This is a genomic window from Streptomyces sp. AM8-1-1 (assembly GCF_032229325.1).
Taxonomy (GTDB): domain Bacteria; phylum Actinomycetota; class Actinomycetes; order Streptomycetales; family Streptomycetaceae; genus Streptomyces; species Streptomyces achmelvichensis.
Genome location: NZ_CP135086.1, coordinates 6242932 through 6257145 on the forward strand (window position 1 = coordinate 6242932; position 14214 = coordinate 6257145).

Annotated in this window: 6 protein-coding genes; 5 read left to right on the plus strand and 1 reads right to left on the minus strand. The window is 73.9% G+C overall.

Annotation, left to right across the window (positions count from 1 at the left end; all coding sequences use genetic code 11):
* Window positions 1-94 precede the first annotated feature (94 nt).
* Together RPQ07_RS27835 and RPQ07_RS27840 are read left to right on the plus strand one after the other, a co-directional pair.
* A complete protein-coding gene (locus tag RPQ07_RS27835; RefSeq protein WP_313946950.1) occupies window positions 95-3214 on the plus strand; it encodes an endo-alpha-N-acetylgalactosaminidase family protein in 3120 nt (1039 codons plus the stop codon).
* A gap of 43 nt (window positions 3215-3257) precedes the next feature.
* Complete coding sequence (locus tag RPQ07_RS27840) at window positions 3258-8033, plus strand: HEAT repeat domain-containing protein (protein WP_313946952.1); 4776 nt, start codon at window positions 3258-3260, stop codon at window positions 8031-8033.
* Here the strand turns inward: RPQ07_RS27840 and RPQ07_RS27845 are convergent.
* Window positions 8020-9768, minus strand: a complete 1749-nt coding sequence (locus tag RPQ07_RS27845; protein ID WP_313946953.1) for a beta-galactosidase — start codon at window positions 9766-9768, stop codon at window positions 8020-8022. The two genes, RPQ07_RS27840 and RPQ07_RS27845, sit on opposite strands and share 14 nt — an antisense overlap.
* A gap of 133 nt (window positions 9769-9901) precedes the next feature.
* On the opposite strand from RPQ07_RS27845, the gene RPQ07_RS27850 reads away from it, so the two are divergent.
* The 3 genes from RPQ07_RS27850 (at window position 9902) to pepN (ending at window position 13798) form a co-directional block, all read left to right on the plus strand.
* Window positions 9902-10780, plus strand: coding sequence for an AraC family transcriptional regulator (locus RPQ07_RS27850; RefSeq protein ID WP_313946954.1), 879 nt, complete (start codon window positions 9902-9904; stop codon window positions 10778-10780).
* A gap of 20 nt (window positions 10781-10800) precedes the next feature.
* The gene (locus RPQ07_RS27855) at window positions 10801-11127 is read left to right on the plus strand and encodes a chorismate mutase (RefSeq protein WP_313949049.1); all 327 of its coding nucleotides are present in this window, start codon (window positions 10801-10803) and stop codon (window positions 11125-11127) included.
* Between the two features lie 181 nt (window positions 11128-11308).
* A complete protein-coding gene (pepN, locus tag RPQ07_RS27860; protein WP_313946955.1) occupies window positions 11309-13798 on the plus strand; it encodes an aminopeptidase N in 2490 nt (829 codons plus the stop codon).
* Window positions 13799-14214: the final 416 nt, after the last annotated feature.

Below are 14214 nucleotides of genomic sequence, written 5' to 3' on the forward strand. Positions count from 1 at the left end.
GTCCAACACCTGCCCCTGCTTTGTCCATGGGCGCGTTCCTCCCTCCCGGCGCAGATTGACGTGCACGCAGCACCCGTCACGAGGAGGAACGAGCGTGGACGCACAAGACCGCGGGCCCAGCCGCAGAACCGTCGTGGCCGCCACCGCCCTGGCCGGCGTCGGTGCGGCCGTCGCGGGCCCGGGAACCGCGCTCGCCGCAGCCGACGGGTCCGCCGCCCCCGAGACCGTCCTGCGCTCGCGCGACCTCGACGTCCTCGTCGACCGCGGCTTCCCGCGGATCGTGTCGTACACCGACCGCGGCACCGGCGCCAAGCTGTACGGGCAGCAGCGGAGCGTCACCTCGGTGCTGATCGACTCCGTGGCCCGTACGCCGCAGGTCACCGCACAGGTCCGCCGCGACCGGATCGCGTACACCCTCGCCTTCGGCCCCACCGGCGGCGACCGGTCCACCGAGAAGCGCGCGGTCACCGAGATCGACGTCGAGATCCGGGTCGACGGACGCACGGTCGACTGGCGGGTCACCCGCATCGCCGACACCGAGGCGCTGCGCGTCGGCACCCTGGAGATCCCCGGACTCGCGCTCCTCGCCGTACGCAGCGACCAGCCCGGCGCGACGCTGTACGCCGCCCGTATCGCGCTGGACAAGGCCGGCAGCGGCGACACGCTCGTCACCCTCACCCCGCAGACGCCCGCCGAGGCGAGCCCGACGGGCTGCGCCTACGCCGTCGTCGCGCACGACAGGCTCGGCGGCGCCGTGGAGACCAACACCGTCTACGACAACCCCGCCGCCACTCCCGGCGCCACCTGGGACAACGGCCGGCTCTGGCGGCAGACGACCGTCACCGACGGGCTGGTCACCGCGCACCTCGTCCCCGGGCAGTGGACCCACCGCGCGGCCACCGCACCCCTCGACGCGGTGGAACCCCTCCCGTACGCCACCGTCGTGATCACCGGCGACCGCAACGGGGACGGCGTCGTCGACTGGCAGGACGCCGCCATCGCCTTCCGCGACATCATGATCGACCCGCTCGGCGCCGACGAGCAGCATCTGCGGGTCGTCCCGCACATCCCCTTCAACTTCGCCTCGCAGGCGACCAATCCGTTTCTGGCCACTCTCGACCACGTCAAGCGCATCTCGCTGGCGACGGACGGACTGCGCCAGTACACGCTGCTGAAGGGCTACCAGTCGGAGGGCCACGACTCGGCCCACCCCGACTACGCCGGCAACCACAACCGGCGCGCCGGCGGACTCGCCGACCTCAACACCCTGGTGCGTCAGGGCAGGAAGTGGAACAGCGACTTCGGCGTGCACGTCAACGCCACCGAGTCCTACCCCGTCGCGAACGCCTTCTCCGAGACCCTGGTCGACAAGACGAACGAACAGTGGGACTGGCTCGACCAGTCGTACCGCATCGACCAGCGGCGGGATCTGGTCTCCGGCGACATTGTCCGCCGCTTCGCCGATCTGCGGGCCGAGACCGACCCCGCCCTCACCACGCTCTACATCGACGTCTTCCGCGAGTCCGGCTGGACCTCCGACCGGCTTCAGCGTGCGCTGCGCGCACAGGGCTGGCTCGTCACCACCGAATGGGGCCACGGCCTGGAGCGCTCGGCGCTCTGGTCGCACTGGGCGACCGAGACCGACTACGGCCCCGACACCTCGCGCGGCGTCAACTCACGGCTCATCCGCTTCATCCGCAACCACCAGAAGGACGTCTTCGCCGACAAGTGGCCCACCCTGCTGGGCATTCCGCGCACCGGCAACTTCGAGGGCTGGGTGGGCAAGACGGACTGGAACGTCTTCTACGAGCTGATCTGGACCGAGTCCCTGCCCGCCAAGTATCTCCAGGCCCACCCGATCAAGCGCTGGACCGACCACGAGATCACCTTCTTCGGGCCGAGCACCGTCTCCGACGAGGGCGGCACGCGCCGCATCGTCACCGACGGCCGCGTGGTCTACGACGGCGGCACCTATCTGCTGCCCTGGGAGCCGCGCCGGGCCACCGATCCCGCGAAGCTCTACCACTACAACCCCCAAGGTGGCACCACCAGTTGGCGGCTGCCGCGCGGCTGGTCCGGCGCCGCGCGGGTCCAGCTCTACCGGCTCACCGACCAAGGCCGGGTGCACGCCGCCGAACTGCCCGTACGCTCCGGCCGCATCACCCTCGACGCCGAGGCCGGGCAGCCGTACGTCGTCCACCGCACACGGGTGAGGGCCGGCGGCGACCCGGGCTGGGGCGAGGCGACACCCGTGCACGACCCCGGCTTCCACGCCGGCACCCTCGACGGCTGGACGGTGGAGGGCCCCGCCTCCGTCGTCCTCAGCCCGCTCGGCGACCACGAACTGGTCATCGGCGCGGGTGCGGCCGCCTGCGCCGGGCAGCGGCTCGCACGGCTCGCGCCCGGGACGTACGCCGCCTCCGTGCAGGTCGAGGTGGGCGAGCGGGCGGGGGAGCGGCGCAGGGCGAGCCTGGAGGTCCGCACCGCCGACGGCGTCACCGCCGCCAACTGGACGGACATCTCGACCGCCGGCAACCATGTCGCCGCCGACCGCAAGCACGGCACCCGCTTCCAGCGGATGTTCACCCACTTCACCGTCCCCCAGGGCGGCGGGCCGGTCATCCTCACACTGCGAGCCGATGCGGGCGCACCGCGGGTCCGCTTCGACAACGTCCGCGTCGTCGCCGCGCGCCGGACGGCGAAGCCCGACACCGTCGCGTACGAGGACTTCCAGGACGTGCCGCAGGGGTGGGGCGTGTTCGTGAAGGGCGACGCGGGCGGTGCGACCGACCCGCGGACCCATATCGCCCAGCGGCACGCGCCGTTCACCCAGCGCGGCTGGAACGGCAAGGCGATCGACGACGTGGTGGACGGGACGGAGTCGCTCAAGTCCCGCGGCGAGAACGGCGGTCTCGTCTACCGGACCGTGCAGCACACCGTCCGGTTCCGGCCGGGGACCCGCTACCGTGTCTCGTTCCGCTACGAGAACGAGAAGGCGGGCCAGTACGCCTGGGTCACGGGCGCCGACGACCGCGAACTCACGCGCGTGCCGCTGCAGGTGGCGACGGACCCGGTGTCCTTCGCGTACGAGTTCACCGCTCCCGACGACGCGGGCGAGACCTGGGTGGGCCTGCGGAAGGTCGGTGACGACGGCACGGCGGAATTCGTCCTCGACACCTTCGAGGTACGGGAGGCGGGACCCGGGGCGCCGTGAATCCCGTTGGTGGGGCGGTGACTGCCGCGCCTACGATCCGACCATGACGACTCCGGCGGACGAAGCGCCCCGGCAGGCCCCGAGCCGGGGCGAGAGCGAGGCGGCCCGCCACACCGACCCACTGGTGTGCGCGCCGTCCGACCTCGCCCGGCTCATCGGGCACCCCGACCCGCACACCAGCCACCTGGGCCTGGTGCTGTTGCGGGAGCGGGTGACCTCGGCCCGGTGGGACGAGGGGGCGGAGGGAGCCGAACTCGCGGGGCTGCTGCCGCCTGACGTGGCGGCCCCACCGGAAGCGGCGCTCGTACAGGCGGAACTGTACGGACGACTCGCACAGCATGGCCCCGCGCGGAGGTGGCCCGCCTGGCGGACGGCGGAACTGCCGATGCCGGTGCGGATCGCCTGGCTGCGGGCCGAACTGCTGCACCGTCCGGAGGCCGTACGCACGCAGCCGCGGGACGAGCTGCTGTACCAGGCCCTGCGGGAGACACGTGCCCTCGACGCCCCGGGGCCCGAGCGGCTGGTCACCGAACTGGCGGACACCGACGACCCCGTGGTGCAGGGGGAGGCGCTGCGTCTGCTCCGTGAAGGGCTGCACGCCGGACTGCTCAGGCCGTCGCTGGTGCGCGCCCGCCTGTCCGCCCTGCTCGGCGCCGCCGGCGACGGCGTCGTGGCCGGAGCGCTGAGCGAACTCGCCGAGCCGTGGGCGGCGCTCGAACCGTTCCCGCTGCCGCGCCTGACGCCGTTCCTCACCCCCCTTTCGTCCGCGGCCCGGCCCGAGGCTGCCGCCGCGGCGCTCGCCGCAGCGGCCCGCCACGGGCACGCGGACCTGCTGCGACAGGTCGCCGAGGACACAGGGCTGCCGCCCGCGCTGCGGCAACGGAGTGTGGAACTCCTCGGAGACCTGGCGGAACGCGACGACATCGGCGCGCTGACGGCCCTCGCCGGGACGGACCCGCTGCTTCTCGGGAGGCCGGTCCTGACCTGTCTGAGCGGACTGCACCGGCGCGGACACTTCGCGCAGGACGAGGACGTCCCCGCCGTCGTCGCTCTCGCGCTCACCGACCACTCGATTCCGGCGGACGAGGTCGCGACGGTCCTCTTCACCTGCCGGCGGGCGGTGCTCCGGGAACTGACGGAGACCGCGCCCGACGACCGGAGCCCGCGGCGGCTCGATCTGCTGGTCGCGCTGGCCGCCCAGGGGGCGGGGGACCTGCCGGTCGGTGAGGCCGTCACCCGCCTGCTGCCGCTCGCCGCGAGGCCGGAGCCGTTCCTCGGCGCGATCCGCGCACTGCGGTACACGGACGCGGAGGAGACGGTGCTTCGGCTCCTGCCCTCCGCGCCCGCGGCCGCCCTGCGCACGCTGGAGGCCATCGGCGGCCGGCGGACGGTTGAGGTACTCGCTCAGGGAATCGGTCTGGGGAAGGAGGAGTTGGCGTCGGCGTCGGGCTCGGCGAACCCGGCGGCGAACCCGGCGGCGGGCTCCCAGGGTGACGGGGACGCGGCTGCCGTCGTGCCTCATCTCCGCGCCGTACGGCACCACGCCCTGGAGGTGCTGTGGCTGCTCAACGAGGACCCGGAGCTGCGGACCCGGATCCTCGGCCGGCTCGATCCCACCGATCTGCCCGCCCGCGTCGCGGCCGACCTCGGCGGCCCCGACGACCGCGAACTGGCGCTCCTCAGCTCGCATCTCGACCCCGCGCGGCCGGTGACGGCGCTGTGCCGGCTGGCGGCCAACGGCAACGCCGCGACCCTGCCCGTCCTCGCGGACCTGCTGCTGCGCATCGTCGCCGAGGTGGCGGACACGCGGGACCCGGACGGCCGGGACCCGGACGGCCGAGAGCCCGCCTCCCCCCAGCCGACCGCCGACGCCCGGCACGACGTCCCCCCGCCTGCCGAACCCCGGTCCGCCGAACCCCGGTACGACGGCACCCGGCACGACGGCCGGCCGGGCGGCGAACCCGCCGTCCCCCAGGAGGCCTTGGACTCCCTGCACGCCCTGGGCGGCCGGCTGCACAGCCGGGGCAGGATCCGCCCGGTGTGCCTGCTCGACGCGGCCGGTCCCCGGGAGGCCGGTGACGCGCTCGTCGCGACCCTGGCCCTGGAACTGCTGGAGCGGCCGGGCCTGTCCGACATTGAGCGGACCGTCCTGCTCGACGTCCTCCTCCGGACGCCTCACGCCCACACCCGCCCCCAGGTGCACCGCCTGCTGCGCCACCGCGACCGGCACATACGCAAGCACGTGATCGCCCTGCTCGCCCGCGACACCTCCGGCACCGACGCCCGCGCCCTGTCGGCGACGCTGATCCCGCTGACCGCCGCCGAGGACATCCAGACCGTACGGCAGGCACTGCTGGCCCTCGGACAGGCCGGGGCACGCTGGGCGGCGGGTGCGATCGCCGCCTGTCTCGACCGTCCCACCATGAACATCAAGAAGACGGCCGCCGAGGTCCTGGTCCGTGCCGGCGGCCCCGAGGCGGTGCCGAAGCTGCTCCTGTGGCTGGGCCGTCACGACAACCCCGGCCTGCGCGCGTCCCTGACCGAGGCGCTGCGCGCCGTCCTCGGCGACGCGTACGCGGCGACGCTGATCGCCGCGGCGGAACGCGAGGACGACGGCCGCACCCGCGAACTGCTGCTGGCCGGCCTCGAAGGCGTCCTGCCCGCTCGCTCGCTCCTCGCCCTGGACACCCAGCGCTCACCGGCGGCCCCGGTGCTGCTCGCCCTGGCCGTGACCGGCCGCGTCCGCCTCGCCTCCGGGACGCTCGCCGAGATCGCGGGAGCGGCCGCCCGTCACGGTGTCGTCGCCCCCGGCCGCCGGCCCGGACTTGAGGAGGCGACGGACACCGAGATCGCCTCCCTGCTGACCGGGGGCTGGGACCCCGCGATCGCCCTGCGGATCGCCGAACGCCAGGAAATGCCGCCCCTCGACCGGTTGCGCGAGCTGCGGCCCCTGCTCGGCGACTGGCTGCGGCTGGCCGCGTCCATGCCCCGCCCGGCGGTCCGCGGCCGGATCCTGCGACTCACCCTGAGCCTGTGCCCCGCGCCGTGGACGCCCGTCGAACTGGCGGCCTTCGCCCGGTCCGCCGACGTCGTCCTGGACCAGCTCACCCATGCGTCCGATGCCGACCGGGCCGGCCTTCTCGCCGTACTCGACGCCGTCGCGCCCGAACTGCCCGCGGTCAAGCGGCCGGTGGTGGCCGCCGCCGTACGCGCCCTGCCCCCGGCACCCGGCGCCGGCCGCGTCACCCTCGCGTTGCTGCGCCGCTGCGGAGCGGTACTCGTGCGCGGTGACCTCGACTCGGCGCTGGCCGCGGCCCGGCTCGGCGGCGACCCCTGGGAAGCCGAAACCGCCGTACTGCGCGAGGCGTTCGCCGTCCCGGCGCCCACCGAGCAGGCCGCGAACCCGGCCTGGCCGGCCGCACTGGACGCCGCCGTGCAGACGTCGGACGCCCTGGAGGAGTTCCGCCGCTCCCCGCACGCCCCCTGCTCGCGGGAGCTGCTGGCCGCGTTGATCGGTGCCCACGCCGGCGCCGTACCCGAGGTCCGGGCCGCACTCGTCGACCGGATGACCGAACTCCAGCCCCTCGGCGCCCCGCCGTGGACCATCGCCGAATCGGCCGCGGCACCCGCGCCCGACGCGCGGACCGTGCACGGCGACGATCTCGACCAGCCGCGTTCGGCGGCCCTGCGGCGGCGCCTGCTGGCCCTGCTGGACGCGCCCGAGGCCGACCGCCGGGACGCCGCCGCCCGGGCACTGGTGGACTGGCCGGAGCCCGGCGTCCGGCTCGACGTCCTGCGTGCGTACCTCCGGGGCCGGGTGACCATGCCGCCCGGCCCCGGCTCCCTGCGGGCCCTCGACGCGGCCGAGTTGAGCGCGGAGGGCATCCTGCCCGACCGGGCGGTGGCCATGGCGCTGCTGCTCGACCCGGACGATCCGACGGCCCTGCTGCCCCTGCTCCTCGGGTGGTGGGAGCACGGCCCGGCCGCGATCCGTCCCCAGGCGGCACGGGCCCTGCGCAGGGTCCCCGCCGACGTCCTCGCCGGCCACCTCGACGACCGGCTCGCCGCCGGCGCCTGGGGATACCTGGACCTGCTCGCGGGGCGGCCCCTGCTCCGCACCCCCGCACTGACCCGCCTCGACGCCCGGCTGCGCTCGGAAGGGCGTGCCGATCTCGCCGATGAACTCCGCCTGGTGGACGGCCCGCTGCGCGGCCCGGACGCCCCACACGACGACGCCGCAGCGCTCGCGGCGCTTCGCGAACGCCCCGCGACGACGCGGCCCCGGCGGCCCGCCGCCCGCACCGAACTGCCCGCCCTCGCGCATACCGGTTCCCCGGACGAGATACGCCGGGCCCTCCTGCGGCTGATCGAGGAACACGAAGGCCCGGCCTCCGCGGAACACACCGGCCGAGCCGCCGAGGAGGACCGCGGACTGCGGGAGGCGATCGGCGCACTGCTGGAGCACCCGCGGACCAAGGTCCGTCTCCAGGCCTACCGGACCTCGCGGGCGGTCTTCGACCGCGAGACCCATCTCGGCCATGCGTCGGTGCTGCTGCACGACCCGCAGCCGGACGTACGGCGCATGGCGGTCCGAGCGGTGTGCCATGCGCGCTGGACGCCAGCGATCCCGGTGGTGACCGGACTGCTCGAACACCCGCACCCCGTCGTCCGCACGGCGGCCGCCGACGGGCTCGCCCTGTGGGGCACACCCGCCGCCTCCGCCCTGCGGCACGCTCTGGACCACGCACGCCCCGACAAGCGCTCCGTCTACCGGGACGTTCTCGACCGCATCACCGACGGGGGCGTCACACCGGGCTGAACACCCCGGCCGGCGCTCCCGCCCCCTCCAGCTCCAGCACCCACACCTCGTTCGTCCCCGCCCGCAGCACCGGGCCGGGGACGAAGAGCGAGCGCTGCGGTCCCACGGCCCAGTAGCGGCCGAGGCAGAAGCCGTTCACCCAGACGAACCCCCGTGTCCAGCCGGGGAGTTCCAGGCGTGCGTCACCGGCGTGCTCGACGACGGCCGAACCGCGGTACAGACCCGCGGCACCCGCATCGGCCGCCCGGAACGGCACCTTCGCGACCGCCGCGGCACCGAACGCGTCCAGTCGCAGCGCACCGGCCCGCACCCCGTGCAGATACTGGCGCTCGTGCAGCACCCCGCCGGTGATCCCCTTCGGCTCGCCCGTCCGCGGCCCGTAGTTGACCCGCCCCAGCGACTCCACCCACAGCTCCACGTCCGCGGGCCCCGCCACCGGCTCCGCCAGCGCCTCGTTCTCCCCGCCGAGCACCCCCGCCCGGGCCCCGTCGACGTACACGACGGCCCGGTCGCGCAGCCCGTACACACGCAGCGGATACGGCCGGCGGGGCCCCGGAATCCGTACCCGGTAGCGGACCAGGCCGCGGTCCACGCCCAGTTCCTCGAAGGTGGGCGGCACCGGGCCCTCGGTCTCCTCGTCGCCGAGCACCTCCAGGACGTCACCGAGCGGCGCCCAGCCGTCGAACTCCACCCCCACCGGGGCGCCCAGCACGACGGACTCCGCCGGCAGATCGGGCAACGGCCCGTCCCCGTACGGCTCCAGGACCTCGCGGAAGCGCCAGAACTTCTCCGTGGGACGGCCCGTCTCGTCGATCGGTGCGTCGTAGTCGTAGGAGGTCACGGTCGGTTCGAGCTCCTGGTCCTGGAGCTCGCCCGAGCGGTTCGCCCCCGCCCAGCCGGCGAAGCTCGTACCGCCGTGCGCCATGTACACATTGACCGAAGCACCCGCGTCCAGGATCTCCCGCAGCGCCCCGGCCGCATCCGCCGGATCGCGTACCGAGTGGTCCTTGCCCCAGTGGTCGAACCAGCCGCACCAGAACTCCATGCACATCAGCGGGCCGCCGGGACGGTGACGGCGCAGTGTCGCGAAGGCCTCACGGGCCCCCGACCCGAAGTTCACCGTCGCGAGCACGCCCGGCACCGAGCCGCCGGTGAGCATGTGATCCTCGGGCCCGTCCGACGTGAACAGCGGCACGGTCACCCCGCAGCCCCCGAGCAGATCCACGAGATGGCGCAGATAGCTGCCGTCGGTGCCGTAACTGCCGTACTCGTTCTCGGCCTGCACCATGATCACCGGTCCGCCGCGGTCCGCCTGCCGCGCCACGACCTGCGGGAGCAGCCGGGTGAACCAGCGCTCCACATGCCCCAGATACTCGGCGTCGTCGGTGCGCACCCGCCGGCCGAGGCGGCCCGTCAGCCAGTGCGGCAGCCCGCCGTTCTCCCACTCGGCGCAGATGTACGGCCCCGGCCGCACGATCGCCCACAGCCCCGCCCGGCGCGCCGCGTCCAGGAACCGCCCCAGCGCCTCCGGGTCGGCGTAGTGGCCCGGCGCCGGCTCGTGGAGATTCCACGGGACGTACGTCTCCACACAGTTGAGGCCCATCGCCCGCAGCATCGCCAGCCGGTGGTCCCAGTGCCCCTCGTGCACCCGGAAGTAGTGCAGCGCACCCGACAGCAGCCGCACCGGCCGCCCGTCCAGCAGAAAATCCTCGTCACCGACCGTGAACTCCGTCACGTCCCACCCCTCGCCCGTGTCCCCCGCCTCGCTCACCATCGCCCCCTGGCGGCGGAGGAATCCATGGACAAAGATCGGCGCTGTTTGGACGCACGCGCAGGCTGATCGCGGCCGGGGAGAGGGACGAAAGCGGATGTACCACACCTGGATGCGCTATTTCACCCCCGGTCCCGTGCACCAGCGGCTCGGCCTGGTCTGCCTCGGCGTCGGACTCCAGCACGGCCTGCTGCCCACCGTCGGGCCCCGCACCCTGGACCACCATGTCGCCGTCGTGATCAGCGCGGGCAGCGGCTGGTTCCGCGAACCGGACGGACAGCGCACCGCCGTCACCGCGCCCGCCCTGCTCTGGCTCACACCCGGAGTGCCCCACCACTACGGCCCCGACCCGGCGGGCGGCTGGGACGAGAGCTTCGTCGACTTCTCCGGACCCGCCACCGACACCTACACCGAACTCGGCTACATCGAGCCCCACCGGCCGGTCGTCCCACTCTCCGACACCGCGGCCCCGCGCGCCGCCGTGGGGCGCATCGCCCGGGCCGCCCGCCGCGGCAATCCGCTCCTGGAGGTCGAGACCGGCGCCGCCGTGCACGAACTCCTCGTCGCCCTGCGCCGCGCCCGCGCCGACACCAACGCCGAGGGCGACCCCGTACTCGGCGCGCTCGCCCGCGACGCCTTCCAGCCGCTGTCGGTCGCCGAGCACGCGGCCCGCCACGGCATGACCCCCGCGGAACTGCGCGCCGCCGTGCGCCGGGGCGCCGGATGCAGCCCCAAGGACTACCTCCTCGGCATCCGGCTCGGCCGGGCCAAGGAACTGCTCGTGGCGACCGAACTCCCCGTCGCCGCCGTCGCCCGCCGCGTCGGCTACGAGGACCCGGCCTACTTCTCCCGGCTCTTCACCCGCCGTGTCGGAACCGCGCCCGTCCGCTTCCGCGCCCAGCAGGGACGCGCCGTTCCCGGCGGCTGGAGCAACCGCATCCCGGACCCCGAACACCCCCCGACGATCTCCACGTGATCGTCGTAAGCTCGCTGACCATGACCACCAGGGACATCGACGAGAACGTGCGGGCCGAGCTGAACCGCCTGCGCGAGAGCATCGACAACATCGACGCGGCCGTCGTCCACATGCTCGCCGAACGCTTCAAGTGCACCCAGCAGGTGGGCCGGCTCAAGGCCCAGCACCATCTGCCGCCCGCCGACCCGGACCGCGAGGCCCGCCAGATCGAGCGGCTGCGCCAGCTCGCGGAGAGCGCCAGACTGGACCCCGCGTTCGCCGAGAAGCTGCTGAACTTCATCATCGCCGAGGTGATCCGCCACCACGAGACGATCGCCGCCGATCCGGACGTCGCGCCGCGCAGATGATCTGAGGCGGGCGGCGCCGCCCCCGGCGTCGCGCCGGCGAGTACGACCCGAGGCGGGCGCCGCTGCCCCCGACGCCGTGCCGCGGAGACGACCCGCGGCGGGCGCACCGCGCGGGGCGTGCGCTCTCAGCGCAACCGATACCCCGTGTGCGGGAGCGGGACCATCAGGCAGCATGGCCCTCATGTCCGTCCTGACGCGCGACGAAGCGCAGACCCGTGCCCAGTTCCTCGACGTCCACCGGTACACGATCGACCTCGATCTGACCACCGGGGAGGAGACCTTCGACTCCCGTACCGTCATCCACTTCACCGCGCGGGCGGACGGGGACACCTTCGTCGAGGTCAAGCCGGACGTCCTGCGCTCCGTCACCCTGGACGGACAGCCGATCGATCCCGAGACGCTCACCGGGAACCGGCTGGCGCTGCGCGGCCTGAGCGCCGGCGAGCACGAGCTGCACCTCGACGCGAGCATGCGGTACTCCCGCACCGGTGAGGGCATGCACCGCTTCACCGACCCCACCGACGGCGAGACCTACGTCTACACCCAGCTGTTCATGGAGGACGTCCAGCGCGTCTTCCCCGCCTTCGACCAGCCCGACCTCAAGGCCGTCTTCGAGGTCACTGTCACCGCGCCCGCCGGCTGGAAGGTCCTCGGCAACTCCATCGCCACCGACCTCGGCGACGGACGCTGGACCTGCGCCCCCACCCCGCCGCTCGCCACCTACTTCGTGGCCGTCGCCGCGGGCCCCTGGCACTCGGTCCTGACCGAGCACGCGGGACTGCCCTTCGGCATACACTGCCGGCGTTCGCTCGCCCCCCACCTGGACGCGGACGCCGACGAGATCTTCGAGATCACCCGCCAGTGCTACGACCGGTACCACGAGAAGTTCGAGGAGCCGTACCCCTTCGACTCCTACGACCAGGCCTTCGTGCCCGAGTTCAACGCCGGGGCGATGGAGAACCCGGGACTCGTCACCTTCCGCGACGAGTTCGTCTACCGCTCCGCCGTCACCGACACCGAGCGGCAGACCCGCGCCATGGTCATCGCCCACGAGATGGCGCACATGTGGTTCGGCGACCTGGTCACCCTGCGCTGGTGGGACGACATCTGGCTGAACGAGTCCTTCGCCGAGTACATGGGCTACCAGACCCTCACCGAGGCCACCCGCTTCACCGACACCTGGGTCGACTTCGGCATCGGCCGCAAGTCCTGGGGCTACGACGCCGACCAGCGGCCCTCCACCCACCCCGTCGCACCCGACCCGGACGCCGTCCCCGACACCGCGTCCGCGATGCTCAACTTCGACGGCATCTCCTACGCCAAGGGCGCGTCCGCGCTGCGGCAACTGGTGACCTGGATGGGCGAGAAGGACTTTCTCGCCGGCATCAACACCCACTTCACCCGCCACAAATTCGGCAACGCCACCCTCGCCGACTTCATCGACTCCCTCGCCCAGGCCACCGACCGCGACGTGCACGGCTGGGCGGAGTCCTGGCTGCGGACGACCGGCGTCGACACCCTCACCTCGACCGTGACCGAGTCGAACGGCACCTGGTCGCTCACCGTCGCCCAGGACGGCAGCCGCCCGCACCGCATCGCCGTCGGCGCCTACGACGCCGACCCCGTGGACGCCTCCGCCCTCGTCCTGCGCGACCGCTTCGAACTGGACGTCCCCCACGGCGAGAACGGCCCCCGGCCCGGCCGGCGCCCGGCCCTCGTCGTCCTCAACGACGGCGACTCCAGCTACGCCAAGGTGCGCCTCGACCCGGCCTCCTGGGACACCGCCGTCCGCTCGCTGTCCGCCGTCCCGGACCCGCTGACCCGCACCGTCGTGTGGAACGCGGCCCGCGACATGGTCCGCGACGGCGACCTCGCCCCGGCCGCCTATCTGGAGGCCGCCCGCGCCCATCTGCCGCGCGAGTCCGACCTCGCCGTGGTGCAGGGCGTGCTCGCCTTCGCCGCCGGCCAGATCGCCGACCGCTTCTCTCCCGCGGACCAGCGCCCGGCGGCGCTCAGCGCCATCAGGAACATCTGCCGCGACCTGCTGCGCCGCACCGAGGACGGCAGCGACGCCGGACTGCGCCTGACAGCGGTACGCCACGCCATCGACGCCGCCGCCCAGCCCGAGACGATCCAGGAATGGCTCGCCGACGGCAGCGTGCCCGGCGGACCGGAGCTCGACCCCGAGCTGCGCTGGCGCATCCTCTACCGCCTCGCCGTCCTCGGCGAGACCGACGAGAACGCGATCGCGGCCGAACTGGACCGCGACCCGAGCGCGACGGGCCAGGAGGGCGCGGCCCGCTGCCGCGCCGCGCTGCCCACACCGGAGGCGAAGGAGGCCGCGTGGGAGCGGCTGTTCACCTCCGACACGCTCTCCAACTACCTGTTCACCGCCACCGCACAGGGCTTCTGGCAGCCCGAACAGGCCGAACTGGTCCGGGAGTACGTGTCCCGCTACTTCGACGACGCCGTGGCGCTCGCAGGCCGCCGCGGCCCGGCCATAGCGGAGGCGGCGGGCCGGTACGCGTTCCCGCTGCACGCCGTCGACACGCAGACGCTGGAACTGGGCGAACGGTGTCTGCGCGACGCGGACATGATCCCGGCCCTGCGCCGCAAACTGGCGGACCAACTGGACGACCTGCGCCGGGCGTTGTCGGTGCAGGAGGGATAGGGACGCAGGCGGGGGCGCACTGCGGGCGCCCCCGCGACCCGGCCGCGGGTCGATACGCGGGGGCGCTGCCCGGTGAACTCTCGCGCGTTGGCCGCCCGGGTGCGCGGTACGTGCTGTGGGTGACGTTCGATGCCCGGGGCCGCGTGGGTTGTCGCGTGAGGGGGCTGCCTGGTGGACCTGCGGGTGTCGGCCGCGGGGTGACGGGCCGGACCGCTGCGGGTGAACTGTCGCGCGTTGGCCGCCCGGGTGCGCGGTAGGTGCTGTGGGTGACGTTCGATGCCCGGGGCTGCGTGGGTTGTCGCGTGAGGGGGCTGCCCGGTGGACCTGCGGGTGTCGGCCGCGGGGTGACGGGCCGGACCCGCTGCCGGTGAACCCCCGTGCTCCGAGGGCGGGTTGACACGGGCATCGCTGGTCGG